The sequence below is a fragment of the Solimonas marina genome (genome assembly GCF_012241385.1).
In the GTDB taxonomy this organism is placed as follows: Bacteria; Pseudomonadota; Gammaproteobacteria; order Nevskiales; family Nevskiaceae; genus Solimonas; species Solimonas marina.
In genome coordinates this window covers 180,856-203,491 of record NZ_JAAVXB010000003.1, presented here as the reverse complement: position 1 = coordinate 203,491, position 22,636 = coordinate 180,856, and the positions used below count along the sequence as shown (strand labels likewise).

Below are 22,636 nucleotides of genomic sequence, written 5' to 3'. Positions count from 1 at the left end.
ACCACCTCAGTCGCTTGAGAGTTCGTTGTAGTAGTCGTAGGTCTTGTCGCGGAACATCATGTGGTAGTGCGTCTGATTGCTGATGATCACGCCGTTCTGGCACGCGATTTCGATCCACACGCGCGGCCCGTCGATGCGCATGTACGTCTCGTTGGAGGTGACATCCGGACCGGAGCTGCTATAGGTCCCGGACGAATTCGCCCAGGCGATGTAGGTGCTGTCGTAGCCGTCCTCGTAGTCCTCGAGCAGCCGCGCCGCCGTCGTGTCGTCGTAGTCGTCGACGAACTGCTCGATTGCCGCCGTCACGTAGGCCTGCTGAGCGGTCGACAGCTCGGAAACGAGCACGCCACGCTCGCTGCTGTCTTCAACGGCGCTGAACTCGCTGCTCACTTCCGAATAGCTACCGGTGCCGCCCTCGACCGGGCCGATCAGCACGTCGGAGAAGGTCTCGCCGGACAGGAACGCGCTCTTGAGCAACGTACTGCCGAGATTGCTGAAGATCGCAACCATCGCCGAGGCCTTGCTGTCGAGCACCTTGTACGTGCCCGAGTCGTAGACCGCGGTTCCATAAGCGCTGGCGTAGTGGTCGTTGGAACTGAACGAAGTACGCGGCTCGACGCCGATGTGATGCGGTGTCGGATAGGCGCAGCCGCCGTTGAAGGTGATGTTGTAGGCCATGTGATGACCCCCGAGCATCAGCGTCCACATCCCGGTCTCGGACGGTGTGCCGATGAACGCGACGTGATAGTTCTCGGCTCCATAGCCATTGGAGTTCTTGGTGTAGCCGAGGTAATCGTCGGCGGCGAGCACGCCTTCGAAATCCTCATAGCCCGCATCGCCGAGCACCGTCTGTGCGAGCGTGTTGAACGCCTCGATCTGCGTCGACGAACTCAGGTCACCCAGCGTAATGCCCGGCCGGCTGTACGACGTGTTCGGCAGGTTCGACCAGTCGGTGCGATAGACGTTGAGCTGCGAGGTCGTGTACGACGACGTGTCGTACTGCGTCGTCGCCGTGAGCGACGAGCCGATCGCCGACTCGAAGGTGTCGATCGCGGTCAGCACCTCGTCGATGTAGGTGGTATCGCAGGACGCGGTGCTGTCGCTGACGGTCAGCGTCGCCGTGCTGCTGGTCGTCGAGCCGTAGCTGTTGGTCACGACGACGTAGTAGCTGCCGGCGTCATCACTCGTCACCGAGCTGATCGTGTAGCTGGAACTGGTCGCGCTGCTGATCGCCGAACCGGCCTTGTACCACTGGTAGCTCAGCGTGCCGCCACTGGCGGTGACCGAGAACGTGGCCGAACTGCCAACCGCCACCGAAACCGACGACGGCTCGGTGCTGATGGTCGGCGCCGAGTCCGAACTGCTGCTGTCGGAATCCGAGCTGCTGCCGCCGCCGCAAGCCGTGAGGCCCGCGGCGCCGAACACCAGCAGCATGACCATGCTCCACCGCACGAACCGAATCGCCATCTCGCCACCTCCACGTTTGATCAAGCCGGGAGCCGCGAGATGCGACACCCCTGATGACCAGCAGCTTATCGACAAAAAGGTGCAATTCACTGCGGATTTCAGCCATGGAAAAGCTTTTGCCACGTCTCGGCAAAATTTCTACATTGCGAAACAATTCGAGAGGAGTCTTTCAGGCATGACAGTTTCGCGATTCAGACCAGCCCCGCCTTGTCGAGGCCGTAAGCCCGATCCAGGGAGCCGGGCTCGCCGCGGAAGGCCACGTTGATGCGATTCCAGCCGTTGATGATCATCACCGCATAGGTCAGCGCCACCAGCGCCTGATCGTCAAACTGGGCGTGGACACGCTCGTAGATCTCGTCCGGAATGCCGAGCGGCGGCAGCTGCGTCAGCGCTTCGGTCCATTCCAGAGCGGCACGCTCGCGCGCATCGAACAGCGGTGACTCTCGCCAGATCGCGATATGGTGCAGGCGCAGTTCGCGCTCGCCGTGCAGCTTGGCCTGCTTGACGTGCATATCGAGGCAGAACGCGCAGCCGTTGAGCTGCGACGCGCGAATGTCGATCAGATGATGAATGGCGGGGTCGATACCGTTCTGATCGCGGGCGCTGATGCCGATCGCGGCATACTTTTGAAACAACTCGGGCGCGAGGCGGGCGTAGTTGAGGCGGGACATGGAGAGGGCCTGTTGTGGTGAATGACACCGACAAGACGAGCGGCCGCGGCGTGATGTGACATGCCGACGATGGTGCGGCGACGCCAAGCTGCCCTTGCAATGTGACTTTGGTCACACCGTGCTGGCCAGTGCCGGCATTCGCCGGCGAGCTTCTTGCTTGATTCAGGGACAGCCTGGGCGCCGCCCAGGCACAGGCGATCAGGGCAAGGGCGATGGAAAGCGCGGCACACACGGCGGGGGCCAGGCCACCCGTCTTGCGGGATGGACCCCAGACACGAACACGACGCGGAGGTCGGCGATGAACTTCGAGCCATTCGACGCCGTCGTGGTCGGCATCACGTCATGCAGTTTGCTGGCCTTGCTCGGCATGATCGTGCAGGACGCCGTTCGCACGCGACGCCGGCGCCGCGCCGGCGCCGCCACGCGGTGACGCATTCCGCCTGAATCAGGATTTCAGCACATCGCCGAACAGAGCGGTCAGCGTCTGCCAATGGCGCTCGGTAGCAGCGGCGTCGTGCACCGGGAAATCGCGATACACCCATCCGTGCTGGGCATCGTAGGTTTCGATCACATAGTCGAGCCCGGCCTCGCGGAACTTCACGTCCAGCGCCGCCTTCATGTCGTCGGTGAATGACGCATCGTCCTTCGCGCCACCGATGTAAAGCCGGGCCTGCATCTTCCCGGCCAACTGCACCGGCGCATAGGGATCTTCGGTCACCAGCCCCCCGGCGTGATACGACGCCACAGCGGCAAACGCGTCCGGGTAGGTGCCCGCCGCCGTCAGCGCCAGCCGTCCACCCAGGCAGTAGCCGACCGCACCGATAGGGCCGTCGCGCGCGTCCGGATCGGCCGCGATCGCATCGAGAAACGCACGCGTGTCGGACATCACATGCGCGGGCGAGGCCGCCGCCAGGTGCGCCGGAAACAATGCCTTGCGCTTTTCACTGTCCGCGAACACGGCGGCCGGATCGAGCGGCCCGTAATCACCAAGTCGCCACATCAGATCCGGCTGCAGCACGTAGTAGCCATTGCTCGCCAGGCGTTCGGCCAGCTCCATCGCCGCCGGCCGGACGCCGAAGATGTCCATGTACATCAGCACCGCCGGCCAGGGACCCTCGCCCTCCGGGGTGAACACATAGGCGGGGCAAACGCCATCGGCGGTCTTGATGTCGATCTTCTTCATGGTTTTCTTGCGTTGGGGGAGATGCGTTTTCGATGCGCGTGTCGCCACGGAGTTCCGTGACACGCCAACCACCGCCCAGCAGGACAAGCCGGCGGCCATAAATGAGCGCTCAGGTGTCGGCCTGCGCCGCCGCCTCGCCGAGCGCTTCGATGAAACGGTCCTGCATCGGGCTCGTGCGATCCTGCGGTCGCAGGATGCCAAGCTCGATGCGGGCCGGCTTGCCGCGCAGACGACGGTATTGCACGCCGGGCCGCTGCAGGTTGCGCACCGACGACGGCACCAACGCATAACCCATGCCGGCCGAGACCAGGCCGATCACGGTCTGCATCTGCCGTGCGTGTTGGGTGATGCGCGGCACGAAGCCGGACGCGCGGCACTGGCCGAGGATCAAGTCGTAGAGTCCGGGGCCAACGTCACGCGGCGGGATCACGAAGCTGGCGGTGGCCAATGTGCGCAGATCGACCGGCTCGACCACCGCCTCGCCGCTCGGCGCCGCCAGCACCAGTTCCTCGCGCAGCACGCGGCGAAAACGCAGCCCCGGCTCGTCGACCGGCGCCAAGCCAATGCCGAGGTCGAGCCGGCCAGCGCGCAGCTCGCGAATCTGCGCGTCGGTGGTCAGCTCATGGAGCTGCACTTCGACCTTGGGGTAGCGCGAGCGAAAGCGCTTCAACGCCGGCGGCAGGATGCTGTAGTCGGCGATCGACACGAAACCGACCGAGAGCACGCCGGCCTCGCCCAGCTCGGCCTCCAGGGTCTTGCCGCGCGCATGATCGAGCCGCGCGAGGATCGCCCGCGCCTCGGCGGAGAACACGGTGCCGGCCGGCGTCAGCGTCACACCGCGATTGCTGCGCTTGAACAGGCGCACGCCGAGCTCGTCTTCGAGCTGGCGCAGCTGGGTCGACAGCGGCGGCTGCGAGATGTGCAGCCGCTCGGCGGCACGGGAAAAGCCGCCTTCCTCGGCAACGGTCACGAAGTAACGTAGCTGGCGCAGTTCCACTATTCGTCAAACATATGGCGGCACGACAGATATTGTATTGGCGCGTATAGCCAAGGCCAAGGACAATGATGGACTGCCCGCTACCGCCAGCCGAGTCACGCCATGCCCAACTACCGCTCCCGTACCAGCACCGCCGGCCGCAACATGGCCGGAGCCCGCGCACTGTGGCGCGCCACCGGCATGAAGGACGGCGATTTCGAAAAGCCGATCATCGCCGTCGCCAACTCGTTCACGCAGTTCGTGCCCGGACACGTGCATCTCAAGGATCTCGGCCAGTTGGTGATCTCGGAGATCGAGAAGGCCGGCGGCGTCGGCAAGGAATTCAACACGATCGCCGTCGACGACGGCATCGCCATGGGCCACGACGGCATGCTCTATTCGCTGCCGTCGCGCGACATCATTGCCGACAGCGTCGAGTACATGTGCAACGCACACACCGCCGACGCGCTGGTCTGCATCTCGAACTGCGACAAGATCACGCCGGGCATGCTGATGGCGGCGATGCGCCTCAACATTCCGGTCGTGTTCGTTTCCGGCGGCCCGATGGAGGCCGGCAAGACCAAGCTCGCCGGCCAGGACAAACCGATCCCGCTCGACCTCGTCGACGCGATGGTCGCCGCCGCCGATGACCGCGTTTCCGATGCCGACGTCGACCAGATCGAGCGTTCGGCCTGCCCAACCTGCGGTTCGTGCTCGGGCATGTTCACCGCCAACTCGATGAACTGCCTGACCGAAGCACTCGGCCTGTCGCTGCCGGGCAACGGCTCGCTGGTCGCCACGCACGCCGATCGCGAGCAGTTGTTCCGCCGCGCCGGCGCGCTGGCTGTCGAACTGGCCAAGCGCTACTACGTCGACGGCGACGAGTCGGTGCTGCCGCGCAAGGTCGCCAACAAGGCCGCGTTCGAGAACGCCATGTCGCTGGACATCGCGATGGGCGGCTCGACCAACACCGTGCTGCATCTGCTGGCCGCCGCGCAGGAAGGCGATGTCGACTTCACGATGGCCGACATCGACCGTCTGTCGCGCAAGGTGCCGAACCTGTGCAAGGTCGCGCCGAGCAGCCATCACCACCTCGAAGACGTGCATCGCGCCGGCGGCGTGGTGTCCATCCTCGGCGAACTCGATCGCGCCGGCCTGCTCGACAGCAGCGCCGGTACCGTGCACAGCGGCACCGTGGCGGCGTCGCTGAAGCAGTGGGACATCACGCTGACCGACGACGCTGCGGTGCAGACCTTCTTCCGCGCCGGCCCGGCCGGCATCCGTACGACGCAGGCGTTCTCGCAGGACTACCGTTACGACGCGCTCGATCTCGACCGCGAGAAGGGCTGCATCCGCAGCAAGGAACACGCGTACAGCCAGGATGGCGGTCTCGCCGTGTTGTTCGGCAACCTCGCCGAGCGCGGCTGCATCGTCAAGACCGCCGGCGTCGACGCCAGCATCCTCAAGTTCAGCGGCCCGGCCGTCGTGCTGGAAAGCCAGGACGCCGCGGTCGAGGCCATCCTCAGCGGCAAAGTCAAAGAAGGCGACGTCGTCGTCATCCGCTACGAAGGCCCGCGCGGCGGCCCGGGCATGCAGGAAATGCTGTACCCGACCAGCTATCTGAAGTCCAAGGGTCTGGGCAAGGCCTGCGCGCTGGTCACCGACGGGCGCTTCTCCGGCGGCACGTCCGGCCTGTCGATCGGCCACGTCTCGCCGGAAGCGGGGGAAGGCGGCAACATCGGCCTGATCGAGAACGGTGACCGCATCGAGATCGACATTCCAAACCGCTCGATCCGCGTCGCTCTCAGCGACGACGCGCTCGCCCAGCGTCGCGCTGCGCAGGACGCCAAGGGCTGGAAGCCGGCGGCGCCGCGCCCGCGCAAGGTCAGCGCCGCACTGCGCGCCTACGCCAAGCTGGTGACCAGCGCCGACAAGGGCGCGGTGCGCAATCTGGACCTGCTCGACGACTGAACGTCGCCGCCTCGAGCGTCGCCGGCCGCGCAGGCCGGCGGCGCTCAGGGTGCCGTCAGCGTCATCAGGATGTCGGCGTACCACGCGCAGTTCAGCGCCAACGTCTCGTCCTGAATCAGATCACGCGTGCTGACGTCCATGCGCGCCGCGTGCACGCCGAGCAGGCGCCACGCCGCGGCACCGCGACTGGCTTCGGTCTGACGCCACAGCACCGGCGCGCCACTGGTGCCGCGATGCGTCCGCGCGTCGGTCAAGAAATAGCCGTTGCCCTGAAAGCGGATGCCGAACGCCGACGCCAGTGCCGCCTGCCGCGCCACGGGCAAATGGTGCAGCGTGTCGTGAAAGCCCAGCGGAAAGCCGATGATCGACAGCGCCGCACCGACTTCGACACCGCCATCGAGCGGCTGGATATCGTCTGGCGTGAACGCGTGCAGCACCGCCATGTCCGGCAGCCGCGCACGCTCGATACGAATCGCCGCGACGTCGACATCACCGCCACTGTCGATCGCCTGTCGCCAGACGCTGTTGCCATTTTCGTAGAGCAGGATCGAAAAGCCAGTCGAGCGCGTCAGATTGCGCGCGTCCGTATGCAGTTCAATCTCGATGCGGTTCGGGAAATGATGGCTCGGCGCGTCCATCAGCACGTGCCGGCTGGTGATCAGATAGAGCTGATCGTCACGCTCGAAGAAGAATCCGCTGGCGGCGGTCAGCGGCAGCGCGCCATCGAAAGTCGAAATGCGCGTCGCCGCGAACAGGACGCGCTCGGCCAGAGGCCGCAGCCGATCGATGTCGACATGCAGCGCGCTCAGGAAGTACTCCGGGCTTTCGGAATGCACATCTGCAGTTCGCTGACCGCGAAGCTCTTGGACAGCTTGGCCGGTCCGCGCACCCAAGAACAGCGTACCGAGCCGTCGGCTTTGTCGAGCGACACCACCTTCATGCGCCGTGTGCTTTCGCGCTCCAGCACCACGTCACCAACCCTGAAGGGCGTATCCATTTGCATCTCCGAGTATGACGGGACGGTCGACCACGGTGCGCCCGCGGCAACACAAAAGCAAATGGGCGTCGGCGCGTTCGTCGACGACAACATAGCCAGCCGCTTTCCCGAGCCGCGAAGGGCGCTCACACTGAAGGCCCACCCATGTCGAATCCCCGGCATGGCTTGCGCCGCCGGGCGTGGCGATCATGCGTTCGCCTGGCTGATGCAACTCGCGAGCAACGTCGAACGGGCGCCGCGTCAGATCGAATGCGCCGATCGTCACCGATGGGCTTCGCGAGCAGTTCCTCGCCACCTGGCGGCCGATCGCCGTCGATTCCGGTACGCACGGTGCACGCCGCCAAGCGCCGCGCGGCTTGTGTCGCGCCCCGCCGTCAGTGGGCCGCCACGTCCGGCGCCCCGGACGCGCGGAACGCGCTCGGCGCGCAGCCCTCCCAGCGCCGGAACGCGCGGGCGAACGCGCTGGCATCGGTGAAGCCGAGCAGGAAGGTGATCTCGCCGATGCTGTAGTGCGGGTTGCGCAGATACGAACGCGCCAACTCGTGACGCACTTCGGCGAGCATCGCCGCGAACGTGGCCTGTTCGTCGGCCAGCTTGCGCTGCAGGCTGCGCAGGCTCATGTGCAGCAGGTCGGCGATCTTCTGCGCCGACGGCTCGCCGCCCGGCAAAGCCTCGATCAAGGCCGCCCGCACGCGGGCGCGTAGATTGTCGCGATCGAAGTGCGCCAGGTAGCGAACCACGACCTCGTCGTTATGCCGCGCCAGCTCCGGATTGGCATCCGGCAACGCGCGCTCGAACGGCTCGGCCGCGAACCACACGGCATTGCGGGCCGCGCCGAAGTCGATCGCGCAGCGCAGCACCGCGTCGAAACGCTCGACCTGCGCCGGCCGCGCGCGGCGCAGCGCGACGCGCAGCGGCGAGAACTCGCGACCGAGCTGACTGCGGCAAAACCGCAGAAACAGGCTGATGAAGGCATCGACCGATTCCGGCGCCGGCATCACGCCCGGGACATAGCCGACCTCGAAGCGATAGCTGTCGCCATCGCGTTCCAGCTTCAGATCGGCCGCATCGGTGACAAGCCGGAAATATCGCACCATGCGCTCGAAGGCCTCACGCAGTGTGCCGCTGGCGATCAGCGCATAGCCCAGCGCGTGAAACGTAGTCTGCGTGACCTGCGTCGCCACCGAGAGGCCGAAAGCCGGGTCGCCGGTTTCGCGCACCGCCAGCGCCCACAGCCGCGTGGTCTGTTCGAGCGGATAGCGCGCATCCGGATCGGCGAGCGCCGCAACGTCGAGCCCGGCCTCGGCGAACAAACGCGCGCTGTCGACGCCGGCCGCATCGAGTGCGCGGCGGATGGCCCTGCCCCAACTGCTGAGGACGGTGGTGTGCAACATCTGGCGTCTTGGGTCGCTCGCTTGGCGCGTGCGGTCAGGCGGATTCGTGCTGCTCTGCCGACAATACGCTCGCAGAATTCTGAAGAGTCGGAGGATGAAGTGAGCACCACCACGCTGACAAGCGCCGTCACCGACGCCGAGCGCGTCGCCACGATCAAGGCCGCGATCCGCGCCGAAAGCGAGCGTGTGCGCGCCCGCTGGGGGTTCCTGCGTCATCAGGACGCGATCGGCGCGGCGATCATGGCACTGTCGGTGGCCGGCATGATTGCCAGCGGCTGGGCCTATGCCGCTGGCGCCATCCCCTGGTGGGTCTGCATTCCGATGTCAGCGATCTTCGCGTCGTTCATCCACGAACTCGAACACGACCTGATTCACACCCTGTACTTTCGCAAGAACCCGATCGCCTATCACCTGATGATGGCGCTGTGCTGGATCACGCGGCCGAGCACCGTCAGCCCCTGGGTGCGGCGCCGCCTGCACCTGCATCACCACAAATATTCCGGCACCGAATCCGATCTCGAAGAACGCGCCATCACCAATGGCGAGCGCTGGGGCCTACGCCGCTTGCTGATGACCGGCGATCACATGCTCGCGGTGCTGCTGCGCCAGCGGATGATGCATGACACGGTCAAGGCCTTCATCAAGGCCCAGCAGCCGACCTCGCGCGAGGAAGTACAGATGCTGATCAAGGAGCAGCGTCGCGGCTTCGTGCCGCTGTCCTTGCTGCACTACGCCATCTGGTATGGGTTCCTCGGCTACCACGCCGTCGCGCTGGGCTTCGCCGCCGCCGGCACGCCGCTGGCGACGTCCGCGTTCATGAACGTGATCGACACCATCGTCGTCGTCTGGCTCGCACCGAATGTGCTGCGCGTGTTCTGCCTGCACTTCGTCAGCTCGAACATGCACTACTACGGGGACATCGACACGAACAACATCGTCCAGCAGTGCCAGGTGCTGAACCCGTGGTGGCTATGGCCGGCGCAGTTGTTCTGCTTCAACTTCGGCGCGACGCACGCCATCCATCACTTCGTCGTCAATCAGCCGTTCTATGTCCGCCAGCTCACCGCCCGCGCCGCCCACCGGGTGATGCGCGACAACGGCGTGCGCTTCAACGACTACGGCGTGTTCGGACGGGCGAATCGCTGGGGCGCGCTGGAGGCGGCGACACCTAAAACCGCGACAGCCTGAACCGCCGTGCCTGCGGCCTAGGTTCCCGCCGTCGCAGCGTCGGCGGGATCCGGTGCATTGAGCAATTGGTTGATCTCATCGACGAACGCGTCGATGCCGTCGCTCGAATAGCCCACATGATGTGCCGCGATGCGGCCATCCTTGCCGATGATGAACATGTTCGGCAGCGCCTTGACGCCGTATTGGCGGCTCAATGACGTGCTCGCCCAACCGAGGTGAATCGGCAACGATGCCAATGCCCGGTTGATCCGCCAGTACCGGCTGCGATCCTCGTGAAAATTCATCGCGACCACCGACAGCCTGCCCTGCACCGCCGGGATCTTTGCCAGCTTGCTCAGCGTCGTCATTTCCTCGAGGCAAGGCCCGCACCAGGACGCCCAGAACGTCAGGACGACGACTTGGCCATGCAATGCATCCAGCCGAATCGGGACGTCATTCTGATCCTCGCCGAAACGATCGATGGCCACCGGCGCATCACCGACGCCGGGCGACGTCGCGGCGAATGCCGCATGGGTCAGTAACGCCGCCAGACAGGCCGCGATGAACCATGCGCCTCTGTTCATCGTGCAGCCCCTGCCCCGCTGATCTGCAGCCATACGATCACCTCCACGGTCCTCAGGACATTCCTGCAGCCGGCCCGGCCTTTCACGCGATGGCCCCGGCCGGCCGTTCGCGCAGCCGCTCCAGCGCCGTGCGATAACGGCGCGACAGCGGCACTTCCAGGGCGCCGAGCACGACCGTATAGGCGCCCGAGCCTTCCGGTCGCAGCGCGGTCAATGCCGCCGGATTGACCAGCCACGAACGATGCGTGCGGACGAAGCCGTGCGCACCGAGTTCGGCTTCCATCACCGACAGCGCGCAGCGCATCAGCGGCCGGCGGCCGTCCGCGAGCACGAATTCGACGTAATTGCCGGCGGCCGTGACGGCGTGGATGTCGGCGATCGGTACGCGGATCAGCGCCGCACCGTCGCGGATGTCGAACAGCGCAGCCGGTGCCGGGGCGGCAGCGGTCGGCACCATGGGCGGCAATGCCGCCTTGCGGCGCATCGCCAAGTGGTTCGCCACCCATGAAAAGACCAGCACGGCCATCACATAACCGAGCATGTCTTTGCGGAACTCGTAGAGAAAATTGCCGAGCAGGCTCGGCGCGTAGTGGCCGCCGCCCAGCGCATAGGCCGCCTTGCGGATCAGCATGAAGCCGACCACGTGCAGCAGCGAAAATAGCAGCATGACCGGCAGATGCAGGGCGAGCCTCCATCGCGGCCGGACCGACAGCGGCGCCAGTCTGACCGCCAGCCAGATGAGCGGCGCCGCGACCAGGAAGGTGACCCAGCTCGAAGCCTCCCAGATGATCGGCTCGATCGCCGGCAAGCCCGGCATGTCGTGCAGATCCGACATCACGTTGACGCTGTTGAACGCCGTGATCACCGCGGCCACCAGCAGCAAGCCCCACCACAGATCGGAGTACGAAGCCCGTTCGCCCGTCCCCGATTCGGTGCCGCTCGTCACACCCGGCCGCCGCAGGCCCCGCCCAGCATGGATTTCGGCCCCCGCCGCTTGCATGCGATCGGCGCCCGGCAAACCATCGTCGCCGTGCTCAAACCCGGACATCTTCATGCCTTCCTATCAAGCCCTTCGCCATCGCCGGTCATTGTATGGAGCCCGATGGGCCAAGGCGATGTCGGCGGCGGCGCTCGCCGCTTTGTTGATGTGGGGTGGCGCCAGCGCGTCGGCGCAGACCGGCCCCGAAGCCGCGGCCGGCTGGCCCGCCTATGGCGGCGACCAGGGCGGCACACGCTTCTCGCCGGCGCGGCAGATCACACCCGCCAATGTGGCCAAACTCGTGCCGGCCTGGACCTATTCGACCGGCGCCTTGAAGCTGCATCCGGACGCCGTCAAACGCTCGGCTTTCGAAAACACGCCGATCCTTGCCGACGGCAAGCTGTTCGTCTGCTCGCCGTTCAATGCCGTCAGCGCCCTCGATCCAGGCACCGGCAAGCCGATCTGGCACTACGACCCGCAGATCCGCACCCAGGGCATGTACTACCCGAACAGCTTCAACTGCCGCGGCGTGGCGTTCTGGCATGCCCCGCGGGCCGATGCGCCCTGCCCGGAACGCGTCATCCTCAACACCAACGACCTGCGCGTGATCGCGCTCGATGCGCAGACCGGCAAACCCTGCGAAAGCTTTGGCGAACACGGCGTGGTGCACGTGGTGCCGGAGCAGGCGCCGGCGCGCAAGGCCGGCATGCAGATCACGTCGGCACCGGCGGTCGCCAACGGCATGATCATCGTCGGCTCGTCGATCGACGACAATCAGCGCGTCGCCGAAGTGCCCGGCACCGTCAACGCCTTTGACGCTGAAACCGGCGCGCTCAAATGGCACTTCGACGTGCTGTCCGGCAGCCCCGGCATCAAGGCCGGCGCCGCCAATGCCTGGGGACCGATGAGCATCGACGAAAAGCGCGGCCTGGTGTTCGTGCCGACTTCGTCGCCGAGTCCCGACTTCTGGGGCGGCGACCGTCCCGGCGACGATAAATACGCCGACTCGGTGGTGGCGCTGCGCATCGCCGACGGCAGCGTCGCCTGGAGTTTCCAGGTCACCCATCACGACGTCTGGGACTACGACGTCGCCGCGCAACCGACACTGGCGACGATCACCTATCAGGGCCAGCAACACGACGCGGTGTTGCAGCCGACCAAACAAGGGCTGCTGTTCACGCTGGACCGCGACACCGGCAAGCCGATCATTCCGGTGGTCGAACGCCCGGTGCCGCAGGACGGCGCGCCCGGCGAAAAGCTGTCGCCGACGCAGCCCTTCCCGATCGCGCCGCGACCGCTGGCCGCCAGCAGCATCACCCCGGACATGGCCTACGGCCTGACGTTCTGGGATCGCGGCAAGTGCCGCGACATGATCGCGCAAGCCAAGCACGAAGGCTTCTACACGCCGCCGTCGACGCAGGGCACCATCATCTACCCGTTCACCGGCGGCGGCACCAACTGGGGCGGGCTGGCGTTCAACCCGGACAGCGACATCGCCTACGTCAACACCTCGAACGCGATGCATCTGGTCACGCTGATCCCAGCGGCCAAGATCAAGGCCGCGCAGGAGGACCAGCCGCACATCGAAATCTCGGCGCAGGCCGGCGCCCCCTACGGCATGAAGCGCGAGGTGATGCTGTCGCCGCTGCATATGCCCTGCAATCCGCCGCCTTGGGGGCAACTGCACGCGGTCGATCTGCACAGCGGCAAGGTGTTGTGGGACGTGCCGCTGGGCACGACCGCGGACCTCGCACCGATGAGCCAGTACGTCCTCGGCACCATCGGCTCGCCGAACGTCGGCGGCCCCATGGTCACCGCCGGCGGCCTGGTCTTCATCGGCGCGGCAATGGACGACTTTCTCCGCGCATTCGACGCCCACAGCGGCGAAGAACTATGGAAAGGCCGCCTGCCGGCCGGCGGCCAGGCAACACCGATGAGCTACATGTGGAAGGGCCGCCAATACGTCGTCATCGCCGCCGGCGGCCATGAAAAACTCGGCACCAAGCGCGGCGACGCGGTGGTCGCCTATGCCTTGCCACCAACGCACGAACCGGATGCGCGGTGAATATCGGGCAACACCGAACGGTCGACCATGCGGGTTCGGGGCGATCCGCCTTTCACTCCTTGCCGTCGCCACAAGCAGGCTGAGGGGGCTTGAAAATATGTACATATATACGTACATTCAGAACTGGAAATGGAGTCCGTCATGCGCGCAATCAACTACACCACGGCCCGGCAGCACCTTGCCGAGACCATGGATGCCGTCAACAGCGATCGAGCCCCGACACTGATCACGCGCCAGAAGGGAGAACCGGTCGTGATGATGTCGCTGGCCGACTACAGTGCGCTTGAAGAAACCGCTTATCTTCTGCGTTCACCGGCCAACGCCGAACGCCTGACACGTTCGATCACCAGCCTTCGCGCCGGTCGCACGGTCCAACGCGAAATGGTCGACGAAGATGGGGCGCGGGTCGATTGAATCTCGTCTGGACCGTAGAGGCTTGGGAAGATTACCTATGGCACCAGCAGAACAATAAGCCCGGCCTGAAACGCATCAACACGTTGATCAAGGACATCCGTCGCAACCCCTTCGACGGCATTGGCAAACCAGAGCCCCTGAAGCATCACCTCAGCGGCTATTGGTCCCGCCGCATCGACGACGCACACCGTCTTGTCTATTCCGTCGAAGGCAACGCTCTCAATATCGTCCAATGCCGCTATCACTACTGAGCCCCACTTAAAGCGGGGCTTTTGTGATATGCACAGAACGCGATCGGCGGGGTGAATCCTCCACTACGCGAGCTGGAAATGAAGTCCGTCATGCGCGCAGAAAGGGAGGTCCGGTGATCCTCTCAAACTCTCCCTTGTAGAAGGATTCAGATGGATAGATGGCTGAATAAATGAGAAAAATAACGCCACCAACAGCGGCGACGCTCGCGGCTTTTCCGATTCGCCCCTTCCTCCACAACTTCACCAGAATCGCGAGCGATGCAGCGATGCCCACAAGAGCAACGGCGAGAACAAGAAACAGAAACCACATTTTTTGGTGGGACTAACGCAGGGCTAACCGGAGTGCCCGGCTTTTCGGGCACTTCCGGTTGAGCGCCGGATTAGGGCTCCGCTCGCGAGCCGACACCAAGACCATTGCGCTAGACCGCCCAATGTGAAGATCAGAACAGCAGCAAGAGTAATGAGGCCAAACTGGCCAGGCACATAGTAGAGCCCCGGTAGGTCTGTATACCCACCGTAGTAAAGGCCGCCGGCCGCGAGAAGCGTAGCGAACAATAGTGCGATTGGAAGGCGCCAGAGAGAAGTGCGGAATAGAGGTGGCTTGAGAATTAAGTACAGCGATGCTGTAGCGAGCCCGAGAAACAACCAAGTGCATAACAGGCGCGCCAGCGGATATGGGGCTTGCATTGGATTCCCGACGTAGCCTGGCCACTCAGCTGCGTGCACCGCGAGGACGGCGAACAACAGCCAGTACAACATGAATAGTGGTCGGTAAATGAAAGCCATTCTTTGAGCCCTAACGAATGACATGGACCTCTCCGCTCTGATGCTGACCGGCGATCAGAGCGGAGAGGTCGAGTGTGTAACGGAGAATGCCCATGTCAAAGATTATCCGCTTCGGCCCGGATTTGGCCAAGAACAGCTTTACAAGCTGCTGCTGCGTCGAAGAAGCGCTAATTTTCGCGGCCGGCCGGCCTTCCCCCGTACCACGCGCCGCCCCAGCACCTGCGCGATCTGCTCAGCAAAACGCTCGGATCCCAATTCCTAGTTGCCACTGGTCGCCGAACGAATCTCGTCGGCCAGGTCGGCGCTTATGTCTGTCTTGAATATGGCTCGGTAGCGTTTACGCCGTTCGGCAGGCATCACCGCTAACATAAACGTGGTCTGTCCCATTGGTCTTCCTTCAATTAAAGAGCGATCTAAAGCGTGAGCACGCCGACTAGAAGCACGATGACGGTCAGTCCAAACAAGACAATGTAGGAAACACCCCAGCGCCGAAGCTTGCGAGTAAGGCGATCAAGCTGAACATCATTGAAATCACGATAGTCTCCCGCCTGGATAAAGCGCAGGACACGCCATTGCACCGCAGCAGAACAACCCAAGAGGCGAGGCTCACCTAGGGCCGACCATACCTTCGGGTGCTTGGTTTGAAGATGGATATACCACCGTCGCTGAACGGCGATGACAATCACGGCTGTGCACACAAGCAGCACGAGGCAAGTAATAAAGAAGTCGACAAAAGTACCCATCTCTAGTCGCTCCTATAGCGGGCCAAGTCGATAAGAGGGCCCCTTAAACATCGTCCGCTCCGCCCACCACCGCGCGCTCGTCATCGAGCGGCTGCGGCGCTGGTGCGAAGCCGAGCGCTTGCGGAATCTGTTCACGGTCGAGGCGCTCGACGGGCACTGAGGCATCGGCCAGCTCGAGGACCAGCGCGGTGCCGGTGCCGGACGGTTGCGCGAGTGCGGTGACGAGATCGTCTTCACTGCAGTCGGCGCCGTCGCTGTTGCGCAGGTGTGCGAGCGCCCACTCCAGGTCGTTGTCGGCGAAGGCGGCGGCGCCGTGTTCGGTGGCGAGCACCAGCGAGCCTTCTTCGTCGAGCAGCACTTGTTGCGCATCGCCGATCTCGACGCCGGTGTGCGTCGTCAGGTGGGCGCCGTCCGGCGCCGCCCAGAGGATCAGCGGCGCCACTTCGAGTTCGACATAACCGCGCTGCGGGCCGTTCTGGAAATACCAGCGGCCGTGTTCGTCGGCGGCGTAGTTGCGATTGATCGTGTCGATGATCTGCGGCCGCGTGATCGGCTCGCCGCGAATCAGCCAGCGGCCGCGTCGATCGAGCTTGAGCCAACCGAACAGCGCCGGCACATTCGGCCAACGCTCCAGCGCGCGATGTACCCAATCTTCCACACAGGACTCCTTGTACAGCGGACGGCCATTGTAGGCGTGCGGCGGGCCGACCTGCCGGACCGGCTTTGTGTATCGTGGCGCGTCCTTTTTTGCCGCCCGAACCGATGTCCGATTACCAGAGCCTGTTGACCGACGATCAGCGCCGCGCGTTCCGCAAACTTGCCGAGCAGACGCCGGGCATCGACACCGAGGTCTATGCGCGTTTCGAGCGCGATCCGCTGGAACCGATCGTGGCGCATGGCGACGCGCGGGCCCGCGTCGGCTTCTTCGGCCGCGACCCCGGCCGCGACGAGGTGCAGCATCTGGAGCCGTTCATCGGCGCCGGCGGCCAGTTGGTGCGTCGCGCGCTGTATCAGCATCGCCATGGAAAGCCGCTGCCGGACTTCGAAGCCTCGCGCGCGATCGGGCGTGAATATTTCTGGGCCAACACCGTGCCGTACAAGCCGGTGGGCAACAAGGCGTGGTCGACGTCGATCAAGAAGCGCTTCCAGCCGCTGATGGCGCAGGTGCTGGCCGACGACTGGCACGGCAGCGAGATGATCGTGCTGGGCCGCGAAGCGTTTTTCTGGTTCGGCCTCAATCGCAGCAAGGCCGAACGTGAAGCGCTGGACGCGTTCTGGGAACGCGACGACCGTTACGAAACGTCGATGCCGGTGACCGTCGGCGGCGCGGCGCGCGAGCGGCAGATCACCCTGCACCCGCTGCCGCATCCATCGCCGCTCAACGCCACTTGGTATGCGCGCTTCCCGGCGCTGCTGGCGGCGCGACTGCAGGCTCTGCAGGCCTGATCAGCGCGCCGGCTCGCGGCGCGGCACCGGTTGCAACAGCTTTTCCAGCTCGTTGGCGAAGGCCTGTTGATCGCGCGGATGAAACGCCGCGGGGCCGCCGGTTTCGACGCCGGCGCTGCGCAGCTCCTGCATGAAATTGCGCATCGACAACTGCTGGCGGATGTTGTCGGCGGTATAGCGCTGGCCGCGCGGATTGAGCGCCGGCACGCCTTGCTCGACGACGGCCGCGGCCAGCGGAATGTCGGCGGTGATGACCAGATCCCCGGGCTCGGCCCATTCGGCGATACGCTGATCGGCGACATCGAAACCCTTGGGCACGACGACGCTGCGGATGTACGGATAGCGCGGCACCGCCAGCGGCGCGTTGGCGACCAGGATCAGCTCCAACTGCCGGCGCTGCGCCGCTCGGAACAGGATTTCCTTGATGACCTTGGGGCAGGCATCGGCGTCAACCCAGATCTTCATGCGCGGCACCGGCCGCCAACTTTTTTCGACTTCATCCCCCAATTCTGGTCGATTCCTCGCGACCTCGTTCGTCGTCATCATGCGCACCGAGCGCTTGCTCACGAAAATGAGGAGAACCCCGCATGAAAAAGACCACCCGATCGACGATGCGCGGCCTGGTCGCGGCGGCAGCGGCGCTGGCCACGGGCAGCGCACTGGCGGCGCCACAGGCCTATGAGATGGACCCGGCGCACACCTATCCGAGTTTCGAGGGTGATCATATGGGCGGCCTGTCGGTGTGGCGCGGCAAGTTCAACCAGACGACCGGCACGATGACGCTCGACCGCGTCGCGCAGACCGGTACGGTCAAGGTTGCGGTCGACATCGACAGCGTCGATTTCGGATTGGATGCGATGCACGAACAAGCCGTGGCGCCGGAATTTTTCGATGCCGCGAAATACCCGCAGGCGATCTACCAAGGCCGGCTCACGGATTTCGTCGACGGTCGCCCGACGCGCGTGGTCGGCACGCTCACGCTACACGGCATGACACATCCGCTGGTGCTGACCGTCAACAGCTTCAAGTGCATGCCGCACCCGATGCTGAAAGACCGCGAGCTGTGCGGCGCCGACGCGCTAGCGAGCTTCCAGCGCGACGACTACGGTCTCAGCGCCGGCAAGGACTACGGCTTCGACATGACGGTGACGCTGCGTATCCAGATGGAAGCGGTCTCGCAGATCTGAATCAGCGCGGCGCGCGAACCAGAAAGCGCAGGACGAACACACCAGCCAGCGCCGACAGCACCGAGCCGCCGAGCACGCCAAGCTTGGTCTCGCGCATCAGCTCGCCGCCGTCGCCAAACGCCAGGCCGCCGATGAACAGGCTCATCGTGAAGCCGATGCCGCACAGCAGCGCCACGCCGTAGAGCTGCATCCAGCTCGCCTGCGCCGGCCGCTGCGCGCGGCCGGTGGCGATCGCCAGCCAGGTAAAGCCGAGCACGCCGAGCTGCTTGCCGATGAACAGGCCGGCGATGATGCCGAGCGGCACCGCGTCGAACACCGCGTGCGGACTCATGCCAGCGAACGACACGCCGGCATTGGCGAAGCCGAAGATCGGAATGACGAGGAAGGCGCTCCACGGATGCAGGCCGTGTTCGAGCCGATGCAGCGGCGAATGACCGTGGTCGGCATGATCGACGGCCTTCTCGCCCTTCTCGCGCAGCGGCACCGTCAGCGCCAGCATCACGCCGGCCAGCGTCGCGTGGACGCCGGACTTGAGCACGAAGAACCACAGCAGCACACCGAGCAGCAGATAAATCCAGACGCGTTTGACGCCGAACACATTCAGCGCGATCAGCACCGCGAGCACCGCCGCCGCACCGCCTAGCGCAAGCATCGACAGTTGCTCGGTATAGAACAGCGCGATGACGATGACGGCGCCGAGGTCGTCGATGATGGCCAGCGCCGCGAGGAAGACTTTCAACGAGGCCGGCACGCGCGAACCGAGCAGCGTCAACACGCCGAGCGCGAACGCGATGTCGGTGGCCATCGGAATCGCCCAGCCGCGCAGCGCGGTGCTGTCGCCCTGCGTGCAGGCGACGTAGATCAACGCCGGCACGATCATGCCGCCGAGCGCGGCGAAGCCCGGCAGGATGCGCTGCCCCCAGCTCGACAGCTGGCCTTCGAGCATCTCGCGCTTGATCTCCAGACCGACCAGCAGGAAGAACAGCGCCATCAAGCCGTCGTTGATCCAGTGCAACACGCTGAGGCCGCCGATGTAGACATGCAGCGCGTGGAAATAGCCGTCGGCCAGCGGCGAGTTGGCGACGATCAGCGCCAGCAGCGCCGAGCCCATCAGGATCAGACCGGCCGACGATTCATGCTTGAGGAATTCAAGCAGCTTGGGCAGCGGCGGCGTGGGCGTTGCGGGGTTCGACATCAATCGGTTCCGGATCGGGGCGGTTGTGCCCGCGGTGTATGGACGCTAGCGGGATTCAGAGGAAACACGGGCCGGCTTCACGCACTTCGACCGTCGCCCAGGCGGCGGCCGGACAGTCGGCGGCGATCGCCAAGGCCTCGTCACGGCTCTCCACGTCCAGCAGGAAGAAGCCGCCGATCATTTCCTTGGCCTCGGCAAACGGACCGTCGACCACCTGCGGCTTGCCGCCGCGCACGGCGACGCGAGTACCGGCGCGATCCGCCGTCAGCGATTCGACGGCGAGCAGCTTGCCCCGCGTCTGCAGGCCTTCGGCGAACGCGACCATGCTCGCGTACGCCGCCTCGCCTTCGGCCGACGTGCGCGCCTCGCGCTGGCCGCGCGGCTCGATGATCAGCAGGGCATAACGCATCACTCGGACTCCGGCAGGGCTCATGGCAGCGGTGGCAGGATCGTCGCGAAGCCGGCTGCGGATTGCAAGTGCTCGCAGCGCAAGGATTTTTTATGACAGCGCGCTGTCGATTTGCAAGCCGCTCACTCGTCGTCATGATGAGGCCGCCGATCGCGGTCATGATGCGAGACGGAGACGACGATGAGATTCATGGTGATCGTGAAAGCCAGCGCCGAGACCGAAGCCGGCGTGCTGCCACCGCCAGAACACTTCGCGGCAATGGGGCGCTACAACGAGGAATTGCTGCGCGCCGGCATCATGCTGGCCGGCGACGGCCTGCGGCCGAGCGCCGATGGCGTCCGTGTGTGCTTCGACGACAAGCGCAGCACCGTCATCGACGGCCCGTTTGCGGAAACCAAGGAACTGGTCGCCGGCTTCTGGCTGTGGCAGGTCCGCTCCAAGGCCGAGGCCATCGAATGGTTGAAGCGCGCACCGTTCGACGGCGGCACCGAGGTCGAGCTGCGGCCGCTGTACGAGCTTGACGATATCCGTGCCCAGCTCGGCGACGCCGAGCCGCTGCGGCACGACTGCGCCGCTGCGGCGCACTGACAGCGGAGACCGACATGCGCTTCATGATGCTGATGATCCCCAAGGGTTACGAATCCGCCGCGCCGGGCACCATGCCGGACGCGGCGGCCGTCGCCGCGATGATGGAATACAACCGGGCGCTGCAGGAGGCCGGCGTGCTCGTCACCCTCGACGGCCTGCATCCGCCGTCGGCCGGCGCACGCGTGCACTTTCGCGGCGGCAAGCCGCAGGTGGTCGACGGTCCGTTCGCCGAAGCCAAGGAAGTGCTCGGCGGCTACTGGATGATCGACGTGGCGTCACGCGACGCAGCGATCGCCTGGGCGATGCGCTGCCCGGCTGGCGACAACGAAATCATCGAAGTCCGCCAGGTCCAGGCCTTCGAGGATTTCCCGAGCGACGTGCAGGCGGTGGCCGCCGACTTTGCCGAGATGCAGAAGCCGACGACGGGAGCGAGCACATGAGCACGCTGAGCCCTTATCTGTTCTTCGACGGCGATTGCGCACCGGCCATGCAGTTCTACGAGCGCACGCTGGGCGGCCGCATGATCATGATGATGCGCCATGGCGATGCGCCGCCCGATCCGCAGCATCCCGTCCAAGACCCCGAGCGGGTCATGCACGCGCAGCTCGAACTCGAAGGCCAGACGCTGATGGCGTCCGACTGGATGGCCGGGCAGGCGTTTCCGGGACGCAGCGGCATGAATCTGTCGCTGGTCTATCCGAGCGCCGAGCGCGCGCGTGCAATCTTCGATGCGCTGGCGGTCGGTGGCGATGTGCGCATGCCGTTCGGCCCGACGTTCTGGGCCGCCGGCTTCGGCATGCTCACCGACCGCTACGGCACGCCATGGATGGTCGGCGGCGGCGAACCGGCCGGCGGCGCGAACTGCGATTCGGCGTGAGCGCCTTGCCCACCGGCTGCGCACGGCGATGACCGACGCCGATGTCCGGCGCGCGATCGATGCCGTCTGGCGCATCGAGTCGGCGAGGCTCATCGCCAGCCTCGCGCGGCTGGTGCAGGATATCGGCCTGGCCGAGGAGCTGGCGCAAGACGCGCTGGTCACCGCGCTCGAACAGTGGCCACGCCACGGCATTCCCGATAACCCGGGTGCGTGGCTGATGACCACCGCCAAGCGCCATGGCATCGATCTGCTGCGCCATCGGCAGATGCAGGGCCGCAAGGCCGACGCGTTGACGCGCGAGATCGAAGCGCAGCTGCTCGATGCGCAGACCGGCACCGATCCCGACCTCGACGATCACATCGGCGACGACCTGCTGCGCCTGATCTTCACCGCCTGTCACCCGCTGTTGTCGCGCGAAGCCCGCATCGCGCTGACGCTGCGCGTGCTGGGCGGTCTCAGCACCGACGAAATCGCACGTGCCTTCCTGGTTCCGGAACCGACCATCGCGCAGCGCATCGTGCGCGCCAAGCGCAGCCTGGCCGACGCACAGGTGCCGTTCGCGCAGCCGCCGCGCGAAGCGCTCGCCGAGCGCCTGGCGTCGGTGCTGGAAGTGATCTATCTGATCTTCAACGAGGGCTATTCGGCGACCACCGGCGAGGACTGGATGCGTCCGGCGCTGTGCGAAGAGGCGCTGCGCCTTGGGCGCGTCGTCGCTGGACTGATGCCGGATCAGCCCGAGGTGCTGGGCCTGGTCGCGCTGATGGCCTTGCAGGCCTCGCGTACGGCGGCACGCACCGACGCCGATGGACAGCCGATCCTGCTGCTCGACCAGAATCGCGCGCTCTGGGACCGGCTGCTGATCCACCACGGCCTCGAGGCGCTGGCGCGTGCCGCCGCGCGGGGCGACGCGCCGGGGCCGTACCGGCTGCAGGCCGAAATCGCGGCCTGTCACGCGCGCGCCTTGCATGCGGACGCCACCGACTGGTCGCGCATCGCCGCGCTCTATGCCGAACTGGCGCTGCTGACGCGCTCGCCGGTCGTCGAGCTGAATCGCGCCGTGGCGGTGGCGATGGCCGACGGCCCGGCAGCGGGTCTGGCCATCGTCGATGCCTTGCGCGACACGCCGGCGCTGCGCCACTACCACCTGCTGCCCAGCGTGCGCGGCGACTTGCTGGAGCGGCTTGGGCGCCACGATGAGGCGCGCAGCGAATTCGAACAGGCGGCGACGCTGACGCAAAACGCCCGCGAACGCGAGCTGCTGCTGGCGCGAGCACGCGGCCGCTGAT

27 protein-coding genes are annotated in these 22,636 nt (G+C 65.5%); 13 read left to right on the top strand and 14 right to left on the bottom strand.

Features of this window, described 5'->3' with window-relative positions:
- Nucleotides 1-6: 6 nt before the first annotated feature.
- Both G7Y82_RS07190 and G7Y82_RS07185 read right to left on the bottom strand, forming a co-directional pair.
- Nucleotides 7-1,467: a DUF3500 domain-containing protein gene (locus tag G7Y82_RS07190; protein ID WP_168147348.1), complete on the bottom strand. Its 1,461-nt coding sequence runs from the start codon at nt 1,465-1,467 to the stop codon at nt 7-9.
- A 191-nt stretch (nt 1,468-1,658) separates the two neighbouring features.
- On the bottom strand, nt 1,659-2,138 hold the full coding sequence (locus tag G7Y82_RS07185; RefSeq protein ID WP_168147347.1) for a carboxymuconolactone decarboxylase family protein: 480 nt from the start codon (nt 2,136-2,138) through the stop codon (nt 1,659-1,661).
- Between the two features lie 298 nt (nt 2,139-2,436).
- Between G7Y82_RS07185 and G7Y82_RS21680 the strand changes: the two genes are divergently transcribed.
- A complete protein-coding gene (locus G7Y82_RS21680) occupies nt 2,437-2,568 on the top strand; it encodes a hypothetical protein (protein ID WP_277346257.1) in 132 nt (43 codons plus the stop codon).
- A 15-nt stretch (nt 2,569-2,583) separates the two neighbouring features.
- On the opposite strand, the gene G7Y82_RS07180 is transcribed toward G7Y82_RS21680, so the two are convergent.
- Complete coding sequence (locus G7Y82_RS07180; protein ID WP_168147346.1) at nt 2,584-3,321, bottom strand: dienelactone hydrolase family protein; 738 nt, start codon at nt 3,319-3,321, stop codon at nt 2,584-2,586.
- Between the two features lie 109 nt (nt 3,322-3,430).
- Complete coding sequence (locus G7Y82_RS07175; RefSeq protein ID WP_168147345.1) at nt 3,431-4,318, bottom strand: LysR family transcriptional regulator; 888 nt, start codon at nt 4,316-4,318, stop codon at nt 3,431-3,433.
- Nucleotides 4,319-4,420: 102 nt separating this feature from the next.
- On the opposite strand from G7Y82_RS07175, the gene ilvD reads away from it, so the two are divergent.
- Complete coding sequence (gene ilvD, locus G7Y82_RS07170; protein ID WP_168147344.1) at nt 4,421-6,268, top strand: dihydroxy-acid dehydratase; 1,848 nt, start codon at nt 4,421-4,423, stop codon at nt 6,266-6,268.
- 44 nt (nt 6,269-6,312) lie between these two features.
- On the opposite strand, the gene G7Y82_RS07165 is transcribed toward ilvD, so the two are convergent.
- The 3 genes from G7Y82_RS07165 to G7Y82_RS07155 form a co-directional block, all read right to left on the bottom strand.
- Nucleotides 6,313-7,038, bottom strand: coding sequence for a S1 family peptidase (locus tag G7Y82_RS07165; protein ID WP_168147581.1), 726 nt, complete (start codon nt 7,036-7,038; stop codon nt 6,313-6,315).
- Between the two features lie 35 nt (nt 7,039-7,073).
- The gene (locus tag G7Y82_RS07160) at nt 7,074-7,265 is read right to left on the bottom strand and encodes a hypothetical protein (protein WP_168147343.1); all 192 of its coding nucleotides are present in this window, start codon (nt 7,263-7,265) and stop codon (nt 7,074-7,076) included.
- Nucleotides 7,266-7,639: 374 nt separating this feature from the next.
- Nucleotides 7,640-8,659: an AraC family transcriptional regulator gene (locus G7Y82_RS07155; RefSeq protein WP_168147342.1), complete on the bottom strand. Its 1,020-nt coding sequence runs from the start codon at nt 8,657-8,659 to the stop codon at nt 7,640-7,642.
- Nucleotides 8,660-8,758: 99 nt separating this feature from the next.
- Between G7Y82_RS07155 and G7Y82_RS07150 the strand changes: the two genes are divergently transcribed.
- Nucleotides 8,759-9,847 carry a fatty acid desaturase gene (locus tag G7Y82_RS07150; RefSeq protein ID WP_366515630.1) on the top strand — a complete coding sequence of 363 codons (1,089 nt, stop codon included), beginning with the start codon at nt 8,759-8,761 and terminating at the stop codon, nt 9,845-9,847.
- A 17-nt stretch (nt 9,848-9,864) separates the two neighbouring features.
- On the opposite strand, the gene G7Y82_RS07145 is transcribed toward G7Y82_RS07150, so the two are convergent.
- Nucleotides 9,865-10,443, bottom strand: coding sequence for a TlpA disulfide reductase family protein (locus G7Y82_RS07145; protein ID WP_168147341.1), 579 nt, complete (start codon nt 10,441-10,443; stop codon nt 9,865-9,867).
- A gap of 49 nt (nt 10,444-10,492) precedes the next feature.
- The gene (locus G7Y82_RS07140; RefSeq protein ID WP_168147340.1) at nt 10,493-11,458 is read right to left on the bottom strand and encodes a LytTR family DNA-binding domain-containing protein; all 966 of its coding nucleotides are present in this window, start codon (nt 11,456-11,458) and stop codon (nt 10,493-10,495) included.
- A 4-nt stretch (nt 11,459-11,462) separates the two neighbouring features.
- Here G7Y82_RS07140 and G7Y82_RS07135 point away from each other — a divergent pair, with 4 nt between their 5' ends.
- The 4 genes from G7Y82_RS07135 (at nt 11,463) to G7Y82_RS07120 (ending at nt 15,167) form a co-directional block, all read left to right on the top strand.
- Entirely contained in the window at nt 11,463-13,454 is a 1,992-nt protein-coding gene (locus G7Y82_RS07135) for a pyrroloquinoline quinone-dependent dehydrogenase (protein ID WP_206370438.1), read from the top strand.
- A gap of 141 nt (nt 13,455-13,595) precedes the next feature.
- The gene (locus G7Y82_RS07130) at nt 13,596-13,868 is read left to right on the top strand and encodes a type II toxin-antitoxin system prevent-host-death family antitoxin (protein ID WP_168147339.1); all 273 of its coding nucleotides are present in this window, start codon (nt 13,596-13,598) and stop codon (nt 13,866-13,868) included.
- Nucleotides 13,865-14,119 (top strand): Txe/YoeB family addiction module toxin, encoded by a 255-nt coding sequence (locus G7Y82_RS07125; RefSeq protein ID WP_168147338.1) that lies wholly within the window; start codon nt 13,865-13,867, stop codon nt 14,117-14,119. Before G7Y82_RS07130 ends, G7Y82_RS07125 begins: the two co-directional genes overlap by 4 nt.
- An 808-nt stretch (nt 14,120-14,927) precedes the next feature.
- Nucleotides 14,928-15,167: a hypothetical protein gene (locus G7Y82_RS07120; protein ID WP_168147337.1), complete on the top strand. Its 240-nt coding sequence runs from the start codon at nt 14,928-14,930 to the stop codon at nt 15,165-15,167.
- A gap of 151 nt (nt 15,168-15,318) precedes the next feature.
- On the opposite strand, the gene G7Y82_RS07115 is transcribed toward G7Y82_RS07120, so the two are convergent.
- On the bottom strand, nt 15,319-15,648 hold the full coding sequence (locus tag G7Y82_RS07115; protein ID WP_168147336.1) for a hypothetical protein: 330 nt from the start codon (nt 15,646-15,648) through the stop codon (nt 15,319-15,321).
- A 43-nt stretch (nt 15,649-15,691) separates the two neighbouring features.
- The gene (locus G7Y82_RS07110; RefSeq protein WP_168147335.1) at nt 15,692-16,306 is read right to left on the bottom strand and encodes a DUF2946 family protein; all 615 of its coding nucleotides are present in this window, start codon (nt 16,304-16,306) and stop codon (nt 15,692-15,694) included.
- Nucleotides 16,307-16,410: 104 nt separating this feature from the next.
- Between G7Y82_RS07110 and G7Y82_RS07105 the strand changes: the two genes are divergently transcribed.
- A complete protein-coding gene (locus G7Y82_RS07105) occupies nt 16,411-17,094 on the top strand; it encodes a uracil-DNA glycosylase family protein (protein WP_168147578.1) in 684 nt (227 codons plus the stop codon).
- Here the strand turns inward: G7Y82_RS07105 and G7Y82_RS07100 are convergent, their stop codons facing one another.
- Complete coding sequence (locus tag G7Y82_RS07100; protein ID WP_168147334.1) at nt 17,095-17,559, bottom strand: YaiI/YqxD family protein; 465 nt, start codon at nt 17,557-17,559, stop codon at nt 17,095-17,097.
- A gap of 122 nt (nt 17,560-17,681) precedes the next feature.
- Here G7Y82_RS07100 and G7Y82_RS07095 point away from each other — a divergent pair, with 122 nt between their 5' ends.
- On the top strand, nt 17,682-18,281 hold the full coding sequence (locus tag G7Y82_RS07095; protein ID WP_168147333.1) for a YceI family protein: 600 nt from the start codon (nt 17,682-17,684) through the stop codon (nt 18,279-18,281).
- 1 nt (nt 18,282) lies between these two features.
- Here the strand turns inward: G7Y82_RS07095 and nhaA are convergent, their stop codons facing one another.
- Together nhaA and G7Y82_RS07085 are read right to left on the bottom strand one after the other, a co-directional pair.
- Nucleotides 18,283-19,476, bottom strand: coding sequence for a Na+/H+ antiporter NhaA (gene nhaA / locus G7Y82_RS07090; RefSeq protein WP_168147332.1), 1,194 nt, complete (start codon nt 19,474-19,476; stop codon nt 18,283-18,285).
- Between the two features lie 55 nt (nt 19,477-19,531).
- On the bottom strand, nt 19,532-19,885 hold the full coding sequence (locus tag G7Y82_RS07085) for a YciI family protein (protein ID WP_168147331.1): 354 nt from the start codon (nt 19,883-19,885) through the stop codon (nt 19,532-19,534).
- A 180-nt stretch (nt 19,886-20,065) separates the two neighbouring features.
- Here G7Y82_RS07085 and G7Y82_RS07080 point away from each other — a divergent pair, with 180 nt between their 5' ends.
- From G7Y82_RS07080 to G7Y82_RS07065, 4 genes are read left to right on the top strand one after another with little or no spacing between them, the layout of a single operon-like run.
- Entirely contained in the window at nt 20,066-20,473 is a 408-nt protein-coding gene (locus G7Y82_RS07080) for a YciI family protein (protein WP_168147330.1), read from the top strand.
- A gap of 14 nt (nt 20,474-20,487) precedes the next feature.
- Nucleotides 20,488-20,913, top strand: coding sequence for a YciI family protein (locus G7Y82_RS07075; protein ID WP_168147329.1), 426 nt, complete (start codon nt 20,488-20,490; stop codon nt 20,911-20,913).
- Nucleotides 20,910-21,350, top strand: a complete 441-nt coding sequence (locus tag G7Y82_RS07070; RefSeq protein ID WP_206370436.1) for a VOC family protein — start codon at nt 20,910-20,912, stop codon at nt 21,348-21,350. The genes G7Y82_RS07075 and G7Y82_RS07070 overlap by 4 nt, the downstream gene beginning before the upstream one ends.
- 28 nt (nt 21,351-21,378) lie before the next feature.
- Nucleotides 21,379-22,635 carry an RNA polymerase sigma factor gene (locus G7Y82_RS07065; protein WP_206370434.1) on the top strand — a complete coding sequence of 419 codons (1,257 nt, stop codon included), beginning with the start codon at nt 21,379-21,381 and terminating at the stop codon, nt 22,633-22,635.
- Nucleotide 22,636 lies beyond the last annotated feature (1 nt).